The organism is Pseudomonas sp. B14-6, from assembly GCF_013260315.1.
GTDB classification, from domain to species: domain Bacteria; phylum Pseudomonadota; class Gammaproteobacteria; order Pseudomonadales; family Pseudomonadaceae; genus Aquipseudomonas; species Aquipseudomonas mandelii.
Map to the genome: position 1 here is coordinate 669,669 of NZ_CP053929.1, position 22,078 is coordinate 691,746.

The following is a 22,078-nucleotide window of genomic DNA, read 5'->3' on the forward strand; positions in this document are numbered from 1 at the left end:
TGGTAGAGGGCTTGCGGGCATAAAAAAACGCCGCTCATCTCACGATGGGCGGCGTTTTTTATTGCGTTGCAGCGTTAGGCTTGAACGACCGGGATGTTGGCGTTCGCAGCAGCTTCACGGAACTCGGCGATCTGGTCGAAGGACAGGTAGCGGTAAACGTCGGCCGCCATGCTGTCAATCTTGCCAGCGTATTCCATGTACTCCTCGACGGTCGGCAGGCGACCCAGGATGGAAGCAACGGACGCCAGCTCGGCCGAGGCCAGGTAGACGTTCGCGCCGTCACCCAGACGGTTCGGGAAGTTACGGGTCGATGTCGACACCACGGTGGAGTTCGGCTCTACACGTGCCTGGTTACCCATGCACAGCGAGCAGCCTGGCATTTCCATGCGAGCGCCGGCCTTGCCGTAGATGCCGTAGTAGCCTTCTTCGGTCAGCTGGTGAGCGTCCATCTTGGTCGGCGGCGACAGCCACAGACGGGTTGGAAGCTGACCTTTGACCTGATCCAGCAGTTTACCGGCAGCGCGGAAGTGACCGATGTTGGTCATGCACGAACCGATGAACACTTCGTCGATCTTCTCGCCAGCAACGCTGGACAGCAGACGGGCGTCGTCCGGATCGTTTGGCGCGCAGAGCACAGGCTCTTTGATATCGGCCAGGTCGATTTCGATGATTTCAGCGTATTCGGCGTCAGCATCGGCAACCATCAGCTCAGGGTTGGCAACCCAGGCTTCCATCGCTTGAGCACGACGTTCCAGGGTACGCGCATCGCCGTAGCCTTCACCGATCATCCAGCGCAGCAGGGTGATGTTGGAGTTCAGGTACTCGGTGATGGATTCTTTCGACAGCTTGATGGTGCAACCGGCAGCCGAACGTTCAGCCGAGGCGTCGGACAGCTCGAAAGCTTGTTCGATGCTCAGGTTGTCCAGGCCTTCGATTTCCAGGATGCGACCGGAGAAGGCGTTCTTCTTGCCTTTCTTCTCAACGGTCAGCAGGCCAGCCTGAATCGCGAAGTAAGGAATGGCGTGAACCAGGTCACGCAGGGTGACGCCCGGTTGCATTTTGCCTTTGAAGCGCACCAGGATCGATTCCGGCATGTCCAGCGGCATGACGCCAGTGGCGGCGGCGAACGCTACCAGGCCAGAACCGGCCGGGAACGAAATGCCCATCGGGAAACGGGTGTGCGAGTCACCACCGGTACCGACGGTGTCCGGCAGCAGCATGCGGTTCAGCCAGCTGTGGATGATGCCGTCGCCCGGACGCAGGGAAACGCCGCCGCGGGTCATGATGAAGTCTGGCAGGGTGTGGTGGGTGGTCACGTCGATCGGCTTTGGATAGGCCGCGGTGTGGCAGAAGGACTGCATCACCAGATCGGTCGAGAAGCCCAGGCACGCCAGGTCTTTCAGTTCGTCACGGGTCATAGGACCGGTGGTGTCCTGAGAGCCGACGGTGGTCATCTTCGGTTCGCAGTAGGTGCCAGGACGAACGCCTTTGCCTTCTGGCAGACCGCACGCCTTGCCGACCATTTTCTGTGCCAGGGTGAAGCCTTTGCCGGTATCGACAGGCGCTTCAGGCAGCTTGAACAGATCGGTAGGGCCCAGGCCCAGTTCGGCACGTGCCTTGTCGGTCAGGCCGCGACCGATGATCAGCGGAATACGGCCGCCAGCACGAACTTCGTCCAACAGTACCGGGGTCTTCATTTCGAAGGTGGTCAGGACTTCGTCAGTGCCGTGTTTGCAGACTTTGCCAGCATGCGGGTACAGGTCGATCACGTCGCCCATGTGCATGTTGGTCACGTCGAATTCGATTGGCAGTGCGCCGGCATCTTCCATGGTGTTGTAGAAGATCGGAGCGATTTTGCTGCCGAAGCAGAAACCGCCGGCACGCTTGTTCGGCACGAAAGGCACGTCGTCACCGAAGAACCACAGCACCGAGTTGGTGGCGGACTTACGCGAAGAACCGGTACCGACCACGTCACCGACGTAGGCGATCGGGAAGCCTTGACCGCGCATTTCTTCGATCTGCTTCATCGGACCGGTGACGCCCTGGGCGTCAGGCACGATGCCTTCACGGGCCATTTTCAGCATGGCGAGGGCGTGCAGCGGGATGTCCGGGCGGGACCAGGCGTCCGGAGCAGGGGACAGGTCGTCGGTGTTGGTTTCGCCGGTGACCTTGAACACGCGCAGGCTGATCTTGTCGGCCAGCACAGGGCGGTTCTTGAACCACTCGCCGTCAGCCCAGGATTGCAGCACGCCTTTAGCGTGTACGTTGCCGTTCTTGGCTTTTTCAGCGACGTCGTGGAACGCGTCGAACATCAGCAGGGTGTGCTTGAGTTCTTTGGCAGCGACTGGCGCCAGTTCGGCGTCGTCCAGCAGATTGACCAGGGTCACGATGTTGTAGCCGCCCTGCATGGTGCCGAGCAGTTCAACAGCGCGTTTCTTGTCGATCAGAGGGGAGGTTGCTTCGCCTTTGGCGAGGGCAGACAGGAAACCGGCCTTTACATAGGCTGCTTCGTCCACGCCTGGCGGAATGCGATTGGTGATCAGGTCAACGAGGAAAGCTTCTTCGCCAGCCGGGGGATTCTTCAGCAGCTCGACCAGGCCTGCAGTTTGTTCGGCGTTTAGCGGCTGGGGAACGATACCCAGTGCTGCACGCTCTTCGATATGTTTGCGGTAGGCTTCAAGCACAGTTATTACCCTCATCAGTGGTCCCAAATGGGTGTCCGGGACGCTCATCCCGAAATTGCCGTACTCATGCGCTGCGTGGCGTTGTGGGCCACTTAGCCAGAATTACCGACAATTCCTTACAGAAGCTGCTTTCAAAGTTTTACGCCTGCAGAACGGGGAGCTGATGAGGGTTGGCGTAGAGCTTTTCCCCGCTGGAAAAACCCTTCGCCAACTCCGCTCTGAAGGAACGACTGTGCTCGTGACGCTTTGAAAACAGCTTCTAACGGACATTGGCGCCTTAAAAGGCTGGCTGATTCTACGGCAAAAAAAAATTAAAGGTAAGTTGGCCCCTCAAGATTGAGGGGTGATCAATGTTAGACAAAGGGCTAACATGCCGGCCTGTTCTGCTTTCCCGTGTCCTCCTGACCTATGCCCAATCAGACCATCAAGACCCCCTGCGTCGGCCTCTGTTCCACTGTTTACGGTGATCTGGTGTGCCGTGGCTGCAAGCGTTTCCACCATGAAGTGATCAACTGGAATGGTTACAACGAGGAGGAAAAGCGCGCGGTGTGGCTGCGTCTTGAGCAGTTGTTGTCCCAGGTGATGGCCAGCAAGCTGGAAATTTTCGACCCGCAGCGCCTGCGCTTGCAACTGGAGCAGCGCAAGATCCGCTTTGTGCCGCATCAATCCGAGTATTGCTGGGCTTATCAGCTGATCGCCCGTGGTGCGCGGGTCATCAATAACCTGGAAGCCTACGGGATGGTGCTGATGCCGGAGTTTCGCGACTGGAACCTGCCGGAATTGCGTGACGCCATTGATCGGGAATTCTTTTTGCTCTCTGAGGCGCATTATCAGCGCTACATTGCGCCGGGGTTTCTGAAAGACGCTTTTGGCGGCTGAACATTAAGTGCTTCGCGGGCAAGCCTCGCTCCTACAGGGGGTGTGTCGTACACAACGGGTGTGATCAACACAAACCCTGTAGGAGCGAGGCTTGCCCGCGAAGGCGTACTACCCGACGCCGCAAATCTCAATGCTGCGTCACAATCTCCTCCAGATGATCCATGATCGTATCCGGCTTCAGCACCAGCACATCGCTCTCCACCGCATCCAGCACCACTTCCGCCGTATTCCCGATCAACGCTCCGGACAACCCGGACCGCGCAACAGTGCCAATCACCGTCACCGCCGCCTGCAGCTTGTGCACCATGAACGGAATCAACACATCCGCCGGACCTTCCTCGATGTGCAGGTGATCATCATCGATATCGAACTCGGCCTGAAAGGCCTTGCACTGCTCGCGATAGCGCTCCTCGATGGTTTCGCTGAGCTGCAGCGTAGGGTCCGCCGCCGACAGCATCGGTGACGGATGGGCACTGACCACGTGCAGTTTGGCCTTGGCCAGGCTGGCGATGTCGTAACCGTGATCGACGATGGTGGCGTGCAACGTGCGGTGTTCGCCATCGGCATTGCCGACGTCAATGGCCGCGAGAATGACCCCGCCGGTCCACGGTTTAGAGGTTTTCACCAGCAGCACCGGCGTCGGGCAATAACGCAGCAGTTTCCAGTCCGCCGGGGTCAGCAGGGCTTTTTTCAACGGGCTGTCGGGGTAATGCTGTTTGATCACCAGCCCGCAGCCTTCCGCCTGCTGCACATCGACGATGGTTTCATGCAGGCTCTCATTCCAGGCCTGCTCGGTGGTGACGCTGTAGCCGTCCTGTAACAGTGCCGCCTTGAGCACGCCCAACATGCCGCTGTGGTCATGCTTGCGATCGCACACCAGCAGATGCAGATGCGCCTGGGTCACGCCTGCAATCAGTTTGGCCCGTTTGAGCGCCAGGCTTTCCGAGTGTTCGGGTTCGATGACCACCAGGATGCTGCGAATGGCTTGCATGATCGGGATCTCCAGGAAGGTAAAAAATACTGCGTTGGACAACTATAGTTGGTCACCGCCAACCCGGTACTTGATGCATATCAACGGCGGCGACTGGTGGTCTGGCGGCAGGCCGGTATAATCGGCGCCCTTCGATTCAGACCTTTTATTCCGTGAGCCCCATGATCCTTCCCGAAATTCACGAGTTCCTCGGCTGCCGAACCCCCGATGGCTGGGTCCAGGCCGCGCTTGCCGATCAGGACACCTTGCTGATCGACCACAAGAACTGTGAGTTCAAGGCGGCCAGCACGGCGTTGAGCCTGATCGCCAAGTATCACTCCCATGTCGACCTGATCAACCTGATGTCGCGCCTGGCCCGGGAAGAGCTGGTGCACCACGAGCAGGTCATGCGCCTGATGAAAAAGCGCAAGATCGAGCTGCGTCAGCTGTCCGCCGGGCGTTATGCCTCGGGCCTGCGCAAAGTGGTGCGCAGCCACGAGCCGGTCAAGCTGGTGGACACGCTGGTGGTCGGCGCATTTATCGAAGCCCGCAGCTGCGAGCGTTTCGAGGCGCTGGTGCCGCATCTGGACGAAGAACTGGGCAAGTTCTATTTCGGCTTGCTGAAAAGCGAAGCGCGGCATTTCCAGGGTTACCTGAAACTGGCTTACCAGTACGGTGATGCCAAGGATGTTGCGCAAGTCATTGACCGGGTCCGTGCCGCCGAGCAGGAACTGATCGAGTCGCCGGACGTGGAGTTCCGTTTTCACAGCGGTGTCCCGGCATCGGCGTGATTCGCCCTCCGCACGTTGCAATCTTTTGCGACTGAATTGTTAAAAACTCTTAAGAGTATGAAAGATCACTGAAAACCGGCCCTCGAGGCCGGTTTTTGCTGCCCGTCATCACCGTCCCGTCACCGATTGGCGCCATAATGCCGCCCACTTTTCACAAGGGTTGGCAGACGGTCGTTATGGATAACCTGGGTTTTGGCAAAGTATTGCTGGTGGAAGACGACGAGAAGCTCGCCGGGCTGATCGCGCATTTCCTGTCCCAACATGGCTTTGAGGTCCGCCAGGTTCACCGCGGCGACCTCGCGTTGGCCGCGTTCCTCGAATTCAAACCGAAAATCGTCGTGCTCGACCTGATGCTGCCGGGGCAGAGCGGCCTGCATGTGTGCCGCGAGATCCGCAGCGTGTCCGACACGCCGATCGTCATCCTGACGGCCAAGGAAGATGACCTCGATCACATCCTCGGCCTGGAGTCCGGTGCCGACGACTACGTGATCAAACCAATCAAACCGCCTGTATTGCTGGCCCGCCTGCGTGCGTTGCAACGGCGTCAGGCGCCGGACAGCGGCGTGTGCAGCGCCCTGGAATTCGGCAACCTGAGCATCGACCGCAGCTGTCGCGAAGTGCGGTTGGCGGGGGAGGTCATCGAAATGACCACCATGGAATTCGAACTGCTGTGGTTGCTGGCCAGCGCTGCCGGCAAGGTTCTGTCCCGCGACGACATCCTCAACCGCATGCGCGGTATTGCGTTTGACGGCCTCAACCGCAGTGTCGACGTCTACATCAGCAAGTTGCGCGGCAAGCTCAAGGACAACCCGCGCGAACCGGTGTGCATCAAGACCATCTGGGGCAAGGGTTACCTGTTCAATCCGTTTGCGTGGGAGCTGTAAATGCTGCGGTTATTTCTTGGGCTGTTTCTGGTGATGACGGTCGGCCTGGTACTGGGGTTGCAAACGGTCGAGCGCACGTTCGATGCACTTCTCGATGATCAGATGCAGAGCTACAACCGCGAGGCGGTGCGTGGCCAGGCCTGGTCACTGGCCGAGCAGTTGCGCGATCTGGACGGGTCAGACCGGGAGCGCGAACTGGAAGCGGTGCGCCCGCACTATGGCTTGGGCCTGACGCTGGTCGAGAGCCGTCAACTGTCCCTGACCGATCAGGAGAAAGCCGAGTTGGCCCAAGGGCTGCTGGTGATCCGTGACAAGTACACGCAGTTCATCTCGCGCATTGACGAGGGTTCGCAGTTGCTCAGCATCAAGCTGCCGGCCGAGCCCAGTCTGATGCCGTTCTACATTGCCGCGGCGTATCTGATGATCGCGGTGATGATCGGTTTTGTGTTGATGTTCTGGGTACGCCCGCATTGGCGAGATCTGGAGAAACTGCGCCTGGCGGCCGAACGTTTTGGCGATAACGACCTGTCGTCGCGGATCCAGCTGTCCAAACGCTCGAACATTCGTGACCTGGCCGAGCACTTCAACCTGATGGCGGCGCGCATCGAAGGCTTGATCGCCAATCAGCGCGAACTGACAAACGCGGTGTCCCACGAGTTGCGCACGCCGATTGCCCGGCTGTCATTCGAACTCGATCAGCTCAAGCAACAACCCGATCCGACCCAGAACCGCGAACTGATTGCCGACATGTACGCCGACCTGGGCGAGCTGGAAGAAATGGTTTCCGAGCTGCTGACCTACGCCAGCCTTGAGCGCGGCGCTGCGGTCATCAGCCGGGAAAACATCCAGGCCAACAGTTGGCTGGACAGCGTGGTCGGCAGCGTGGCCCTTGAGGCTGAGGCTGCCGGGGTGCAGTTGTTGATTGTCGAGTGTCAGGTCGATGAGGTTCGCATTGAGCCACGCTTCATGGCCCGGGCGGTGATCAACCTGCTGCGCAATGCCATTCGTTATGCCGATGAGCGGGTGGAGGTGTCGTTGGTCCGTACCGGTGATCACTACGAAGTGCGGGTCAACGATGATGGGCCGGGTGTGCCGGTGGACGGGCGCGAGAAAATTTTCGAACCGTTCTCGCGCCTGGACGCCAGCCGTGATCGCCGCACAGGTGGGTTTGGTTTGGGGTTGGCGTTGGTGCGGCGGGTGTCGCAATCCCATGGCGGGCAGGTGGAAGTGGGGGATTCGCCTTGGGGTGGGGCGTCGTTTCGCATGACGTGGGCGCATCTGGATTGATTGCGTTGATCTCACCGGCCCCATCGCGAGCAGGCTCACTCCCACAGGGGAATGCATTCCAAGTGTAGGAGTGAGCCTGCTCGCGATGGGGCCATCCGCAACACCGAAGAGCTAAAAGGTGTACACCACCTGCCCACCCACCGAAGTCTCCCACAGGGGAATGCATTCCAAGTGTAGGAGTGAGCCTGCTCGTGATGGGGCCATTCGCAACACCGAAGCGCTAAAAGGTGTACACGACCTGCCCAGCCAAAGAGGTCTGCATGCGCCGCTCGACAATCGGACTGTCGGCCGCATAACCTGCCAGATACTGCGCGGCCAGCACCGTCGACACACTCCACTGATCATCAATCGGCATCGACCAGCTCAACTCCGCCCCTCGACTCACCAACCCTCCGCGAGTGTCATGCGTCCTGAACTGGCTGCGCGAAGCCTGCGCCGCACTGACGCCATACCAGGTGCGCACGTAATGGCTGTCGCCAAACTGACTGTTCAGGCTGCCCACGACCTTGCCATAGTCGCCCTCATAAAACGGCGCGCTGATGCTCAGCTTCAGGCGATTCCAGGATGAACCGGTGTCGTGATCGTCATCGTCCTTTTCCAGCGCATGCTCGAAACGGGCCCCGAGAATGATCGGGCCCATGTGGTAAGTCCCGTCCAGACCCAACGCCGGCCGCGACTTGATCGAGCCCATGCCGTTGAGCTCGTCCGAGCCTTTGAACCCGCTCTTGCGATCCTTGCGCACATCGCTCGCGCCGATGTACACGCTCAGGCCGAAGTCGTCCTCATCAAAAGCCCAGCCCAAACCCTTTTCCGTGTCCAGAAAGAGGCCATAGGGGCTGATAACCTTGGCGCCCAGCAGCGGCGCCACTACGCGCTCGTCGCTGCCGCTGTACCGCGGCGCGCTGACGGCACCGGCGCGCAAGGTGTATTGCCAGTCTTCAGCGTGTAATGAGTCGGTGGGAAGCAGCAGGCAAAACGAAGTCAACGACAGACACATCGAACGTAACATGGGAGCACCCGAGGGGAGGTTGGATGCGCCCATGCTAGGCGGCCGCCGGCCGGCAATCTTTGAGAGCTTTGTCGGGAAACTGTCAAAGACTGTGAAGCGGCTTTAGCGGCTCAAACCCAGGCGTTCATGCCATTGGGCGATGGACTCCTCGGGGTAGACGTCGAATTGCTGGTCTGCAGGATGCGCCTCGACTTCCACCCACGGCGCCTTGGAGCCGAGCATCAAGTGCGTGTGTTCCGGTGGCACCGGCAATGGCGTGTCGATGGCCGAGGCAAACGGGTGGATCAGCTCCGGCCACTCAGGACTGAACAGCCACAAACCTGACCCGCAAAGGCTGCAGAAATGCCGTTCGGCGCTGCTGCTGTGGGCGCGTTTGTCGCCTTCGTCCTTGAGTCGTGCATGATAAATCGCGATGTGCTTGCGGCCGCGGACTTTCAGGCTGGCGGCATCACCGGCAATATTGATCGAGTAACCGCCACCGCCCTGAGTCTTGCGGCAGATCGAGCAGTAGCAACGCTGATAAGGGTAGGGGTGGGCGCTGGTCAAACTGAACGACACAGCGCTGCAGTGGCAGGAACCTTCGAGCTGCATGGGAACCTCCGACAAGGGTTGGGTTTACCCCAGACAGCCTAGACCGTCAGCGGACGTCGACCGGCACCAGAATCGCATCACCGGTCGCCACCAGCTTCAGCTGGTCGCCGGTTTGCGCGAACAACTCGGCGCGGGCAAACACCTGCTTTTTGCCGGCCTTCACCACCCGGCCCCTCGTGATGAACACTTCGCCAATGGCGGGTGCCAGGCAGTTGACCGAAAAATGTGAAGCCAGCACGTTGCCGGCAACCGTCCCTGCGGCGAATCCGCAGGCCGTGTCGAGCAGCGCGCCGATCAGGCCGGCGTGCAGAAAGCCTGCGTATTGCGCCATGTCGGCCTCGCGAAAAGCCAGGGTCAGCTCGGCTTCACCGCTCGCGGCTGCGGTCACTTCGAAGCCTGCCCAGCGGTTGAAGGCTGAGGTTGAATTGATGTGTTTGAGTGCGTCGAGCATGTCGAATCCCTCCGGTTGAGACACCAACATGCGCCGGGTTCCGGGGGAAGTCATGGTGGATAAGGGAGGGTGATGGGCCGCAGGATTTGTGGTGAATGTGCCGCCTTCGCGAGCAGGCTCGCTCCTACAGTTGAAATGCATTCCCCTGTAGGAGTGAGCCTGCTCGCGAAGAACGATAGCGCGGTCCCGCTGGACGCCCACCCATGCCCAAGGCAGCATGGTTGCCTTCATCACCGGGGCTGAATTCATGCGACGACTGCCTTCCTTAGCAGCACTCAGAACCTTCGAATGCGCCGCCCGTCACGCCCATTTCGGCCGGGCCGCCGCCGAGTTGTGCGTCACCGACAGTGCCGTCAGCCATCAGATCCGCCAGCTCGAAGAGCACCTGGGCGTTTCGCTGTTCATCCGCGAGGGCCGACAAATCCGCCCGACCATGGCCGCGGGGCGATTGATGCAAAGCCTGCAGCACGCCTTCGAACTGATCGGCGAGGCCTGCGATGAATTGCGCGACCCGTCGTCGTTGGCGGTGTTGCGCCTGGCGGTCACCGCCGAGCTGGCGCAAAAGTGGCTGATGAGTCGGCTCACGGACTTCTATGCGCGCTATCCGCACATCACGCTGCACCTCTACGAACAACCGATCGACGCCACGGCGCCGGGGGAGGACATCGACCTGGCGATCACGTATGGAACGGGCCCGGTCGACAGCAGCGCGTACTTCGTCCGTCCCTTGCCGGCGTTGCAATTTTTCCCGGTGTGCAGCCCCGGCCTCTTCAACCAAGGCACCCTGAAAACCCCGAAGGACCTGGCGCGCCATTGCCTGCTGCACGACGATCAGGACGGCAAGACCTGGACCGCCTGGCTCACCAGTCATGCCGGCGATCAGCGTCCCGAACGCCAACTGTATTTCGCCCACGCGGGCCTGGCGCTGGAAGCGGCGGCGCAAGGGCAGGGCGTGGCCATGGGCGACAATCTGACGGCTCAGGAAGACTTGCTCAGCGGTCGTCTGGTCCGGCCATTCACCGCCAGCATGACCGCGCTCGGGCAATATGCACTGGTGTGTGAGCGGGTGCGTCTGGAGCGTCCGGCCGTGGCGCAGATGCTGGAGTGGTTCAACGATCAGCTGATCGATTGATGAGTTGAATTCAAGTATTCCGAAATAATCATCGTTGGCGAGGAGGGCGCCGACGACCTTAGCCTGTGGTCATTCCAATCCCCGCTGATGAGGTCTGACCATGGCACGTTTGCTCGATTCCACCCCGAAACTCGACGGCTTCCGCCTGCCCGGCGAATTCGAAACCAAGGCCGGTTGCTGGCTCGGCTGGCCGGAACGTACCGACGTCTGGCGCAACGGTGCCAAGCCTGCGCAGAAAGTCTGGGTGCAGATCGTCACCGCCATTGCCCAGAGCGAACCCGTGACGGTGTGTGCTTCCGCCGCCCAGTTCGCCACCGCTCGCCGCCAGTTGCCGCCTCAGGTTCGCGTGGTGGAAATGACCTGCAACGACACCTGGTTCCGCGACAGTGGCCCGTGCTTTGTGGTCAACGACGACAGCGGTGAAGTGCGCGGCGTCGACTTCGAGTTCAACGCCTATGGCGGTCTCGACGGCGGGTTGTACTACCCGTGGGACAAGGACGATCAGATCGCCAGCAAGATCCTCGAAATCGAGCGTTTCGACCGTTATCGCGCGCCGTTGATTGCCGAGATGGGCGGGATCCAGAGTGACGGCCAGGGCAGCATCCTCACCACCGAGCAATGCCTGCTCAACCGCAATCGCAACCAACATCTGGGCAAGGAAGAAGTGACCCGTCGCCTGACCGATTACCTCGGTGCCGAGCAAATCATCTGGCTGCCACGGGGTTGCAAGTTCGACGAAACCGACGGCCACGTCGACGATCTCGCCTGCTTCGTGCGCCCCGGCGAAGTGGTGCTGCAATGGACCGATAATCGCGATGACCCGCAGTGGGAAATCTATCAAGAGGCCTACGACATTTTGCGCAGCACTCGCGACAGCCGTGGCCGCGAGTTGATCGTGCACAAGCTGCCGCAACCGGATGTGCTGGAGTGGACCGCTGAAGAAGCCGAAGGCCTGGACCAGCAAGACAGCACCCATACCCGTCAGGCCGGGACCCAAATCTGCGCGTCGTACATCAACTACTACGCCGGCAACAGCTCGATCGTGGTGCCGCTGTTTGGTGATCGCAACGATCAGGCGGCGCAGGCGACGCTGGCCGAATTGTTCCCGCAGCACACAATTGTCGGCATCGAAAACTCCCGGGAAATCCTCCTCGGTGGCGGCAACGTTGCGTGCATCACCATGCCGCAATACGCCGCCCCCGCCAATAACAGGAAGGGAGTTTAATCATGGGCCTGCACAAACTGACTCAAGCGTTATTGCTGGTGCTTGCACCCATGTGTGTGCAGGCCGCCGACACCGCGAAACCGGTGGTGAACCTGTACATCTGGGGCGAATACCTGGCCCCGGATACCCTGGCCAATTTCGAGAAGAAAACCGGCATCCATGTGGTGGTCGATCACTTCGACTCCCTTGAAACTGCCGAGACCAAACTGCTGACCGGCCGCAGCGGTTATGACCTGGTGCTGACGGCGGGGCAGCACCTGTCCCGGGCGATCCAGAGCGGGGCGATTCAAACACTGAACCTGCAACGGCTGCCGCACTTTGCTGGCGTCGGCGAAGAATTCCGCCAGCACATGGCGGCGTTCGATCCGGGCAATCGTTATGCCGGGATCTACGCCTGGGGCACTACCGGGGTCGGCTATCAGGAAGAGGCGATCAAACAGCGTTTGCCCGATGCGCCACGGGACAGCTGGGCGATGCTGTTCGACCCGGCCGTGGTGTCGAAATTTGCCGATTGCGGGGTCAGTCTGCTCAACGACCCGAACGAGGTGTTTGCCGCGGTCATGAAGTACATGGGCCTGGACATCAACCGCCAGAACCTCGATGACCTGAAACTGGCCGAACAACAATTGGCGAAGATCCGGCCGTACATCCGCTACTTCGACAATGACCTGAACATCAGCGACCTGGCCAACGGCAATACCTGCGTGGCGATGTCGTGGAACGGTAACGTGGCCATCGCGGCCGGGCAGGCCGAGGCGGCGAACAAACCGTTCAAACTCAGTTACCGGATACCGAAGGAGGGCACGTTGATCTGGTTTGACGCCATGGTCATTCCCAAGGATGCACCGCACCCCGAGGCCGGGCTGGCGTTGATGGATTACCTGATGACACCCGAAGTGATTGCGCCGATCACGGACACCATTCACTATGCCAATGCGATTACGGCGGCGGACGGGTTGATTGATCCGGCGATTCGTAACGATCCAGGGACGTATCCGTCGGCGCAGGTGAGGGCTTCGTTGTATAGCAAGAATGACAATGGCAAGGCGTTCAACCGGGCGCTGATTCGGGCGTTCAGTCGGTTGAAATCCGGGTTGTGATCGGCTTTGAGTGATGCGGTGAATGGGCAATCGCCTTCGCGGGCAAGCCAGCTCCCACAGGTCGGGCACAGATGCTGCGTACACAAAAATCCTTGTGGGAGCCGGCTTGCTCGCGATGAACGATAACCCGGTTTATTTGCCGGTCATCCGCCACAAATACCAGGAAGCCACCGTCCGATACGGACGCCACGCCACGCCAATCTCCACCATCTGCTTACGCGTCGGCTGCACCTCCAGGCCCTTCAGCCGGCGATACCCTTCACGCACCCCAAAGTCATCCGCCGGCAAAATATCCGGGCGATCCAGGCTGTAAATCAGCAGCATCTCGACCGTCCAGCGCCCAACCCCGCGCAAGGTAATCAACCGCTCGATCAGCGCCTCATCGTCCATCGCCAGTGCGGTGGCGTAATCCGGTACGACACCGTCCAGAGCCGCCTGCGCAATCCCTTGAATGGTCGCGATCTTGCCCGCGGAAAACCCGCAACTGCGCAGTGGATCAAAGCCTGTCGCCAGAATCTGCTCAGGCCTTGGAAACGTCGTCGCCGGAAACAACGCCAGCAGCCGGCCGATAATCGCATCCCCGGCCTTGGCGTGCAGTTGCTGATAGGCAATCGCCCGCACCAGCGATTCATAAGGATCGCGAGCTGCGTGGGGCTCATGCAGGCAGGGGCCAACGGCGGCGATGTGGCGCCGCCAGTCGTCATCGATTGATGACAGAAACCCGGTCGCGGGCAGATAGGGATCGGGCATGGCGATCAAGCGTTCCCGGCAGGTTTCAGCAGGGCATTGATTTCCCCATACGTGAAGGCCTTGAGGTGGCTGCTGTCGAGTTTGCCAGTTTCCAGAAAACCTTTGGCCAGGGACGCCATGGCGCCATACAGAAATTCGGCGATGCCCGAGCCGGCACTCAGGCGTCGCACGCCGAGTGCTTGCAGCGCTTCAGGCGATGGCAACCCCGGCAACCCGAGCACATTCACCGGCAGCGGTGTGCCCTGGCACAGGGCAGCGATTTCATACTCCGCCGTGACGCCCGCCGCAAACAGCCCGTCAGCCCCCGCCGCCTGATACAACGCGGCACGCCTGAGCGTTTCGGCGACGCGGTCTTCGGCAGGCACCAGGCCCCTTAAGTACACGTCGGTGCGGGCATTGATGAACAGCTTCACCTTGCGCCGACCGGCCACCTGCCGGGCGACTTCGATCTTGCGCACCAGCAGCTCAGGCGCGCAGGCACCGTCCTCGATATTGATCCCCACCGCGCCGGCCGCGATTACCGCATCAACGACTTCGGCCACCCGCGTCAGGTCGTCGGAATAACCGGCCTCGATGTCGACGGTCAACGGCACCGAGATCACCCGGGCGATGGACTCGACGGTCGATATCAGGCGTTCGAGGGGCAGGGCATTGCCGTCCGCATATCCATGCGCCCAGGCCACCGCCGCGCTGCTGGTGGCCACGGCCTTGCAGCCCAGTTGCTCGACGATGCGCGCCCCGGTGGCGTCGGCGACGTTAGTCAGGATCAATAAGCCGTCGCGGTGCAGTTGATGAAATCGAGTGTCCATCGAATGTCCTTCCATATGACGTTTGCAGAAAATCAGGGGATCAGAATGCGAGTTGTCCGGTCAGCTGCACCGCGGCTTTTTCCAACCGGAGCAAAAACGCCTTGCGCGGTTGCCCTCCACCATAGCCCGTCAACGAGCCGTCTGCACCGATCACCCGGTGGCAGGGCAATACAATCGAAAGACGGTTCTGCCCGTTGGCCAGGCCCACGGCGCGACTGGCGCCGGGCTTGCCCAGTGTCGCGGCGATGGTGCCGTAGGTGCTGGTCTGGCCGTAGGGAATCTTCGCCAACTCGGCCCAGACTTGCCGCGCAAATTCGCTGCCGGGCAAGTGCAGTGCAACGGTGAATTCAGTGAGTTTGCCGGCGAAATACTGCGCCAGTTCGGCTTCAATCTGCTGCAAATGGGCGTTGTGTCCCGGCGCCACGGCATAGCCGTAACGCTTCTGCAGTTCTTCGACTTCCCGGGTCAGTGCCGGTCGATCCAGAAACTCCAGCAGCACCAGCCCACGGCGTTCGGCCATGGCGATCATCGGCCCAAGCGGTGTGGTCAGGCGCGTGAACAACAGCGGCTCGCTGTTGGCCGCGCGGCCCGGCGTGATGTGAAAGGATTTTTGAAACGCATCGCGAAAACCGCTCAAGGATTCGTAGCCCGAGTCAAACGCCGCATTGTCGATGGAGTCGCCCTGTTTGATACCGCCCAACGCCATCCCCAGGCGTCGGGTGCGCAGCCAGGCGTGGAAGGTCATGCCGAAATGCTGCTTGAACCAGCGGCGCAGTTTCAGCGGCTCGATGCCCTCTGCCAATAACTGGGCATCGGTCCAGCGCAGGTCGGGATCGTTGTCCACCGACTTGAGCAGCCCCTGCACCCAGTCCGGCGCAATGGCCGCGGCGTCCAGCGGTTTGCAGCGCAGGCAAGCGCGATAGCCCGCCGACAGGCACTCATCGGCGTGGGCGAAGAACTCGACGTTCTCCGGCTTGGGCTTGCGCGCCGTGCAACTGGGGCGGCAGAAGATTCCGGTGGTCTTCACGGCAGTAAAGAACACCCCCTCGTAGGCGGTGTCTCGTTCGAGCATGGCGCGAACCATCTCGGCGTGGGGCGGAAGCAAAGCGTTTTGTAGGTTCATGGGCTGAGCATAAGGCCCGTTGGGCGACGTCTCCACCGGAAAATCGACAGGGAATTTCGCTGACTCGTTACAGGGGGGGCGATGCGGTCCCATTCGATTTTCGGTTCGACGTGCGGTGCCATGCACCCGCGACGGGCCGGCCAGTCCCCAATGGCTTTTGTGCCGGCGAATTCCGAAGAGTCTTTGTTATAGACATGCTCGCGACCAAAACCAACGCACTTTTCCTCCCTGCTAATGCTTGTGTCGATGATGGATGTCCGGAAAGTGTGGATGGCTGTGGCGGATCGGCGTGTGCTGATGTTCGTGGCTGTGCGGCTCGGTCCCGTCCCACTCGAACGAATGCTCATGTTGATGATGCTCGTCATGCACGTGCCGATGGCCATGGGTGAGTGCCACGTGCTGATGCTCATGGGCATGATGCTCCCTGAGATGTATCCAGACGCCCAGGCCCATCAGCAACGATGCGATCCAGAACGTCAGGGAAACCGTCTCACCGAACAGCAGGAGGGCGATGGCGGCGCCGAGAAAAGGCGCCGTGGAAAAGTAGGCGCCCGTGCGTGCAGTGCCCAGCCCGCGCAACGCCAGCACGAACAACACCAGGCTGATGCCGTAGCCGAGGAAACCGACGATCAACGTCGGCCCGATTACCGTGATGTGCGGCAGTTTTGCCCCCAGCAGCAACGCCAGCGAGCAGTTCACCAACCCTGCGGCCAGCCCCTTGATCCCGGCGATGAACACGGCATCCGAGGCCGACACCTTGCGCGTGAGGTTGTTATCGATCGCCCAACAGGCGCAGGCCAGTGCGACCGCCAGTGGCCCGATCCAGCCTTGTGGCTGAGCCGAATCGTGCGGCCACGCCAGGAGCAATCCACCCGCGACAATGGCCAGCATCCCGGCGACGATGCGTCGGTCTGCATTTTCCTTGAACACGACCCACGCCAGCACGGCAGTCAGTACCGCTTCGAGGTTGAGCATCAGCGAGGCCGTGGCGCCGGAGGTCAGGGTCAAACCAAACATCAGCGCCACCGGCCCCAGCACGCCGCCAAACACGATGGCACCGATCAGCCAGGGCCATTCAGACGCTTTCAGGCCGCTGGACTGCCAGCCCCGGTCGCGGATCAGCCTGACGAGGGTCAAGCCCAGCCCGCTCCCCAAATACAGCAATCCAGCCAGCAGGATCGGCGAGACGTCCAGGCCCAACACCTTGGCCAGCGGCGTACTCGCCCCAAACAGCGCGGCTGCGCTCAGGGCATAGACAACGTTCAGGTTCATTCGAGGCTCGGCGAGTATTGATTAGTGATGCAGCGCAGTTTGAACCTGCGCTGCATCCCGTCAACCCCTGGAATCAGGCCCGACGCGCCATCAGCAGCACCGAAGCCGCCGCCGACAACAACCCCGCGCAGCAACGGTTGAATAGCCGCTTGCCCCGGGGCTCGGCAAACCAGCGGCGCATGTGCAGGCCCATGTAGGCGTAGGCGCTGATGGCGATCCATTCCAGCATCAGGAACAACGCACCGAGCAGCGCAAACTGTGGCGTCACGGCCCGGGTCGGGTCGACGAACTGCGGCAGGAATGCGGTGAAGATCAGGATCGCCTTGGGGTTGCCGGCCGCCACCAGAAACTCCTGTCGCGCCAGCGCCAACACGCCGACCGACGCACCCGTCGTGGCTTTTTCGACCCCAGGATCGGCGCGCCACAATTGCCATGCGAGGTAAAACAGATACGCCGCGCCAACGATCTTGATGCCGTAGAACAGTAACTCGGACGTTTGCAGCACCACCGCCAACCCGGCGGACGCCAGGGCGATCATCCCGGCAAACGCCAACAACCGCCCGATCCCCGCCACACAGGAGATGCGGTAGCCGTAGCGGGTCGAGTTGCTGACCGACAGCAGATTGTTCGGGCCCGGCGCCATGTTCAGGGCGAAGCAGGCGGGGATAAACAGCGTGAGCGTGGCGATGTCCATGACAGGTCTCCGGTAACGAGAGCGGTATTTTTATCATGGCCGGCGGGGGCTTTCCCCGTACAGCGGTGGACGCAAGTCGCCGTACACTTTTGTTGTTTGTCGTGAGTGCGCGCCTGCTTATTCAACATGATTTGCGGGCGCTTGTTTAAAACCCGTCGGGTTTACTTCCTGAAAGCTACAAATCCTTGCGCCGTTGCCTACGGCTGCGCCAGAATCCGCCGGCTTGTGTGCCTTGGGCCTGGGTTTTATCGTTTCCGGGTCGCTGCCAATTCAGCGTCTGGATTTGACCGTCCGACTCAATCAAGGCGCACCAGTGCCCAAGAAAAGCTTTCGGCTTTTTTGCGGTGGCTGTGCGTGGGACATCTTCGGGTGTGCCGGATTCCTTGATTTCCGGTCGGTCAACCCGCGTACAGCTGCCACCTCTACTCGTTTGACCGCGAACGGTGGCGGCTCCAGTAATCAAGGACACCGACGCGTTACCTCGCAAACCTCCTCGCACCCACCACACACAAAATCACCGCAACGGTAACCCCCAGCATGCCGAGACTAACCTGCTCGTGCAGCAGCGTAGCCGCCAGCGCCAATCCAAAAAACGGCTGTAGCAGCTGCAGCTGCCCAACGGCTGCAATCCCCCCTTGGGCCAGCCCCCGATACCAGAATACAAAGCCGATCAGCATGCTGAAGAGCGACACATACGCCAGGCTCAACCAGGCTGGTGCGCTGATGCCCGAGAACGAAGAGGGCGTCAGCCACCAGGTCAGTGGCGCCACGATCGGCAGCGACACTACCAGCGCCCAGGAAATCACCTGCCAGCCGCCCAGGGTTTTGGAAAGCTTCGCCCCTTCGGCGTAACCGAGGCCGCAGGCAAGAATGGCCAGTAGCATCAGGATGTCGCCGGCCGGCGAAGCGGTGAGTCCCTGGGAAACGGCGAACCCGACCACCAGTAAACTGCCCAGGACCGAGAAGAACCAAAAGGCCGGCCGGGGACGCTCGCCGCCGCGCAACACCCCGAACGCGGCGGTCGCGAGCGGCAACATGCCGACGAAGACAATGGAGTGCGCGGACGTCACATATTGAAGCGCCAGCGCCGTCAGCAGCGGAAACCCGACCACCACGCCCAGCGCGACGATGACCAAGGGCAGGAACTGGTGTCGTGCAGGGCGCTTTTCCTTGAACAGCCACAACATGCACAGCGCCAGCACGCCGGCGATGGTGGCTCGGGCGACGGTCAGAAAGACCGGCTCGAATTCCAGGACGGCCACCCGTGTCGCGGGCAGCGAACCGCTGAAGATCAGGACGCCGATGAGTCCATTGATCAACCCGCTGGTGTTCTTTTCCACTGTCTGGTTTTGCAGCTTCGATGTGCGTTCCATTTGGCGTCCACTCAAGGGGCGGGGTTGCGTTCAGCGCATCGTATGACCGACTATCGATACAATCAAAAAATTGTCATGGATACATTTCCCTATGCCTCGCTCCCGGTACAAGTCGCTGGTGGACGCCTTCGCAGCCGATATCCGCTCAGGGCGTTTGCCGCCCGGTACGCGCCTGCCGACTCATCGTTTGCTCGCCGCCAGCCATGGCTTGGCCTTGGTCACTGCCAGCCGGGTCTATGCAGAGCTGGAGGCCATGGGCCTCGTCAGTGGCGAAACGGGGCGCGGGACTTTCGTCCGGGAGACTTCGCTGCCGCCCAGCCTGGGCATTCATCAGCCCAGCGTGGCGGCGGGGATGATCGACCTCAACTTCAACTATCCCTCGGTACCGGGGCAGGCCGATCTGCTGCGCAATGCCTTGCGTCAGCTCGCATTGTCCGGTGACCTGGAATCCCATCTGCGCTATCAACCGCACGCGGGGCGTCTGCACGAGCGGGCATCGGTCGCGCGCCATCTGGAGGTGCGCGGGCTGACGGTACAGGCCGAGCAGGTGTTGCTCGTCAGTGGCGCGCAGCATGGTTTGACGGTGGCGTTGATGGCGCTGCTGCAACCGGGTGACGTGATCGCGGCCGACGCCTTGACCTATCCAGGGTTCAAGGTGCTGGCTGAAACGCTGCATCTGGAAGTCGTGCCCATTCCCGGGACCGATACCGGGCCGGATCTGGAGGCGCTGGAAAAGCTCTGCCGGAGCCGATCGGTGCGAGCCGTCTACACCATGCCGACGCTGCACAATCCGCTGGGATGGGTGATGGCCGCCGATCAGCGTGAACGCCTGGTGGCGATTGCGCGCCAGTATGACCTGCACATCATCGAGGACGCTGCCTACGCGTTCCTGGCCGAAGACTCGCTGCCACCGCTCGCGCAACTGGCCCCCGAAAGAACGGTGTACGTTTCAGGCTTTTCCAAGAGCGTCGCCACCGGCCTGCGCGTCGGATTCGTCGCTGCGCCCCTGCAAACCGTGCCCGCACTGGAGCGCACGATCAGGGCGACTACCTGGAATACCCCCGGGGTGATGACGGCGATTGCGTGTGCGTGGATCGATGACGGCACCGTCAGCCAGCTCGAAGCGCAAAAACGTGCAGACGCACAGGCCCGCCAGGCCGTAGCCGATCAGCACCTGGCCGGCCTGCACTTCGTGCGCCATCCATCCTCCTACTTTATCTGGCTGCCCTTGTCGGAAGACGCACGGGCCGACCAGATTGCCATGGCATTGATGCGCGAGCAGGTGGCGGTCTCGACCGCCGAACCGTTTGCGACTTCTGTCCATGTGCCCCACGCAATCCGCCTGGCGCTGGGTTCGGTGGATTTGGGCGCACTTGCCGTGGCACTGGAGAAAGTGAAGCGGGTGGTCGGGGCGTACACGTAGCGAAGTCATTGCCCGGGTGTGATCACTTCGCTAGCCACACACCCATAACCACAACCATGACCTACGCTTGTTCACAGACGCATGTTCAGAGAGCAGGGTTTGCTCCTGAGCGCGATTCAATCGGCACCCCACAAAAATAATATCGGGAGAGTCCCTATGCTTGCCTTGCTCCGTCGATCAAGCCGCTTCATGGCAATTGCCGTCACCGCTGCCGCGCTCGCTGCACCGGCGTTTGCGCTGGACACCGTCAAGTTCATGGCCCCTGGCTCGGTCGGTGGCGGCTATGACCAGACCGCACGGGATCTGGGCAAAGCCCTGGTCGAGGCCAAGGCGGCCAAATCCGTCACCTTCGAGAACAAGGGCGGCGCTGGCGGTACGCTCGGGCTGGCGCAATTTGCCAACAGCACCAAGGGCGACCCGAATGCGCTGCTTGTGGTCGGGGCGATCATGGTCGCAGGTATTGAACAGAACAAACCGCAAATCACCTTGAAGGACGTGACACCGATTGCCCGGCTGTTCACCGAATACAACGTCATTGCCGTACGCAAGGAGTCCGAGTTCAAAACCCTGGAGGACTTGCTCAAAGCCTTCAAGGACAAACCCTCCAGCATCACGTGGGGCGGAGGTTCCAAGGGGTCGATTGATCACATCGGGATCGCCGACCTGGCCGGCAAAATGGGAATCCCCGTTAACAAGGTGAACTACGTGGCGTTCGCGGGTGGGGGCGAAGTGGTGGCGCAGGTACTCGGAGGCCAGATCAAGGTGATCACCGGAGGTTATGCCGAACTGGGCCAATACATCCGCAACGGCCAGTTCCGGGTGCTCGCCATCGGCGCGCCCGAGCGCATTGCTGGCATCGACGCGCCAACGCTCAAAGAGAATGGCTACGACGTGATAATCGGCAACTGGCGCGGTGTTTACGGTGCCGCGGGCCTCACACCCGAGCAGCGCAAGGAAGTGACGGACGCCGTGCTGGCCGCCGCCGCCAGCGATGGCTGGAAAGCCAATGTCGAGACCAATAAATGGGCGCCCAACCTTCTGACCGGCGATGAGTTCGGCAAATTCGTCGACGAAGAACACGTGCGGCTGCGCGCGATGCTGGTCGAGGTCGGGTTGATTGCGAAATGAACCCGACTCGTAGAATCCTGCCGGTGCAACTGGCGATTGGCCTCGGTGTGGTCGCCATCAGTACAGTGTTGGCGCTCGGCGCCAACCGCTTTCCTGAGGAAATGGGTTTCGTCATCCTCGGCGCTCACGTCTATCCCTACGCATTAGCAGTGTTCCTCGGTGTGGTCGGTCTGTTGCTGTGTTATCAGGCCGTCACCGGTGGTTTTCGCGAATTGGCCGATCACGAAGACGAGTCTGCCAAGGCGCTGCCCGGGGGCAAACTCGGGGCTGCCTGGGTGACCGCGGGCCTGTTGGGCGTGGCGGTGCTGATCAACCTCATCGGGTTCGTGCTGTCGGCGGGGTTGTTGTTCGCGTGTTCGGCCCGGGGGTTTGGCAGTCGTCGCCCGGTGCGCGACCTCGCCATCGGCATTGCCCTGACGCTGCCGATTTACTGGCTGTTCAACGCCGGGCTCGGCGTGTCCCTTCCGCCCCTGATCAACGCCTGGATCTGAGGAGGTAAAGCA

The 22,078-nt window shown here is 61.1% G+C and carries 21 protein-coding genes; 10 read left to right on the forward strand and 11 right to left on the reverse strand.

Annotated features, from left to right (window positions below):
• Nucleotides 1–74: 74 nt before the first annotated feature.
• Complete coding sequence (gene acnB / locus HP062_RS03135) at nt 75–2,684, reverse strand: bifunctional aconitate hydratase 2/2-methylisocitrate dehydratase (RefSeq protein ID WP_010459703.1); 2,610 nt, start codon at nt 2,682–2,684, stop codon at nt 75–77.
• A gap of 408 nt (nt 2,685–3,092) precedes the next feature.
• On the opposite strand from acnB, the gene HP062_RS03140 reads away from it, so the two are divergent.
• The gene (locus tag HP062_RS03140; protein ID WP_010459705.1) at nt 3,093–3,563 is read left to right on the forward strand and encodes a DUF1289 domain-containing protein; all 471 of its coding nucleotides are present in this window, start codon (nt 3,093–3,095) and stop codon (nt 3,561–3,563) included.
• Nucleotides 3,564–3,690: 127 nt separating this feature from the next.
• On the opposite strand, the gene HP062_RS03145 is transcribed toward HP062_RS03140, so the two are convergent.
• Nucleotides 3,691–4,554: a universal stress protein gene (locus HP062_RS03145; protein WP_010459707.1), complete on the reverse strand. Its 864-nt coding sequence runs from the start codon at nt 4,552–4,554 to the stop codon at nt 3,691–3,693.
• A 161-nt stretch (nt 4,555–4,715) separates the two neighbouring features.
• Between HP062_RS03145 and HP062_RS03150 the strand changes: the two genes are divergently transcribed.
• The 3 genes from HP062_RS03150 (at nt 4,716) to HP062_RS03160 (ending at nt 7,495) form a co-directional block, all read left to right on the forward strand.
• Nucleotides 4,716–5,324, forward strand: a complete 609-nt coding sequence (locus HP062_RS03150; protein ID WP_010459709.1) for a tRNA-(ms[2]io[6]A)-hydroxylase — start codon at nt 4,716–4,718, stop codon at nt 5,322–5,324.
• A 176-nt stretch (nt 5,325–5,500) separates the two neighbouring features.
• Nucleotides 5,501–6,208: a winged helix-turn-helix domain-containing protein gene (locus HP062_RS03155; RefSeq protein WP_010459711.1), complete on the forward strand. Its 708-nt coding sequence runs from the start codon at nt 5,501–5,503 to the stop codon at nt 6,206–6,208.
• The gene (locus tag HP062_RS03160) at nt 6,209–7,495 is read left to right on the forward strand and encodes an ATP-binding protein (RefSeq protein WP_172790803.1); all 1,287 of its coding nucleotides are present in this window, start codon (nt 6,209–6,211) and stop codon (nt 7,493–7,495) included.
• A 220-nt stretch (nt 7,496–7,715) separates the two neighbouring features.
• Here HP062_RS03160 and HP062_RS03165 read toward each other — a convergent pair whose 3' ends face one another.
• The 3 genes from HP062_RS03165 to HP062_RS30935 form a co-directional block, all read right to left on the reverse strand.
• Entirely contained in the window at nt 7,716–8,504 is a 789-nt protein-coding gene (locus HP062_RS03165) for a MipA/OmpV family protein (protein WP_172790804.1), read from the reverse strand.
• A 102-nt stretch (nt 8,505–8,606) separates the two neighbouring features.
• On the reverse strand, nt 8,607–9,095 hold the full coding sequence (locus tag HP062_RS03170) for a GFA family protein (protein WP_010459717.1): 489 nt from the start codon (nt 9,093–9,095) through the stop codon (nt 8,607–8,609).
• 46 nt (nt 9,096–9,141) lie between these two features.
• Nucleotides 9,142–9,795 (reverse strand): PaaI family thioesterase, encoded by a 654-nt coding sequence (locus HP062_RS30935; protein WP_256666082.1) that lies wholly within the window; start codon nt 9,793–9,795, stop codon nt 9,142–9,144.
• Between HP062_RS30935 and HP062_RS03180 the strand changes: the two genes are divergently transcribed.
• The 3 genes from HP062_RS03180 to HP062_RS03190 all read left to right on the forward strand — a co-directional run bounded on the left by HP062_RS03180 (nt 9,794) and on the right by HP062_RS03190 (nt 13,003).
• A complete protein-coding gene (locus HP062_RS03180) occupies nt 9,794–10,678 on the forward strand; it encodes a LysR substrate-binding domain-containing protein (RefSeq protein WP_077750496.1) in 885 nt (294 codons plus the stop codon). The genes HP062_RS30935 and HP062_RS03180 overlap by 2 nt on opposite strands.
• A gap of 100 nt (nt 10,679–10,778) precedes the next feature.
• Entirely contained in the window at nt 10,779–11,903 is a 1,125-nt protein-coding gene (gene aguA, locus HP062_RS03185) for an agmatine deiminase (protein ID WP_172790805.1), read from the forward strand.
• Between the two features lie 2 nt (nt 11,904–11,905).
• The gene (locus HP062_RS03190; protein WP_010459725.1) at nt 11,906–13,003 is read left to right on the forward strand and encodes an extracellular solute-binding protein; all 1,098 of its coding nucleotides are present in this window, start codon (nt 11,906–11,908) and stop codon (nt 13,001–13,003) included.
• A gap of 132 nt (nt 13,004–13,135) precedes the next feature.
• Here the strand turns inward: HP062_RS03190 and HP062_RS03195 are convergent, their stop codons facing one another.
• From HP062_RS03195 to HP062_RS03220, 6 genes are all read right to left on the reverse strand, one after another.
• Complete coding sequence (locus HP062_RS03195) at nt 13,136–13,753, reverse strand: DNA-3-methyladenine glycosylase (RefSeq protein WP_172790806.1); 618 nt, start codon at nt 13,751–13,753, stop codon at nt 13,136–13,138.
• A 5-nt stretch (nt 13,754–13,758) separates the two neighbouring features.
• Nucleotides 13,759–14,562: an isocitrate lyase/phosphoenolpyruvate mutase family protein gene (locus HP062_RS03200; RefSeq protein WP_172790807.1), complete on the reverse strand. Its 804-nt coding sequence runs from the start codon at nt 14,560–14,562 to the stop codon at nt 13,759–13,761.
• 40 nt (nt 14,563–14,602) lie between these two features.
• Nucleotides 14,603–15,685, reverse strand: a complete 1,083-nt coding sequence (locus HP062_RS03205; protein WP_172790808.1) for a bifunctional transcriptional activator/DNA repair enzyme AdaA — start codon at nt 15,683–15,685, stop codon at nt 14,603–14,605.
• A gap of 231 nt (nt 15,686–15,916) precedes the next feature.
• On the reverse strand, nt 15,917–16,957 hold the full coding sequence (locus tag HP062_RS03210) for a DMT family transporter (RefSeq protein ID WP_172790809.1): 1,041 nt from the start codon (nt 16,955–16,957) through the stop codon (nt 15,917–15,919).
• Between the two features lie 73 nt (nt 16,958–17,030).
• Nucleotides 17,031–17,651, reverse strand: coding sequence for a LysE family translocator (locus HP062_RS03215; protein ID WP_172790810.1), 621 nt, complete (start codon nt 17,649–17,651; stop codon nt 17,031–17,033).
• A 476-nt stretch (nt 17,652–18,127) separates the two neighbouring features.
• A complete protein-coding gene (locus HP062_RS03220; protein WP_042932113.1) occupies nt 18,128–19,024 on the reverse strand; it encodes a DMT family transporter in 897 nt (298 codons plus the stop codon).
• A gap of 91 nt (nt 19,025–19,115) precedes the next feature.
• On the opposite strand from HP062_RS03220, the gene HP062_RS03225 reads away from it, so the two are divergent.
• The 3 genes from HP062_RS03225 to HP062_RS03235 all read left to right on the forward strand — a co-directional run bounded on the left by HP062_RS03225 (nt 19,116) and on the right by HP062_RS03235 (nt 22,066).
• Complete coding sequence (locus HP062_RS03225; protein ID WP_172790811.1) at nt 19,116–20,447, forward strand: PLP-dependent aminotransferase family protein; 1,332 nt, start codon at nt 19,116–19,118, stop codon at nt 20,445–20,447.
• A 156-nt stretch (nt 20,448–20,603) separates the two neighbouring features.
• A complete protein-coding gene (locus HP062_RS03230) occupies nt 20,604–21,575 on the forward strand; it encodes a tripartite tricarboxylate transporter substrate binding protein (protein ID WP_083376912.1) in 972 nt (323 codons plus the stop codon).
• Entirely contained in the window at nt 21,572–22,066 is a 495-nt protein-coding gene (locus HP062_RS03235) for a tripartite tricarboxylate transporter TctB family protein (RefSeq protein WP_172790812.1), read from the forward strand. Before HP062_RS03230 ends, HP062_RS03235 begins: the two co-directional genes overlap by 4 nt.
• The last annotated feature ends 12 nt before the right edge of the window (nt 22,067–22,078 follow it).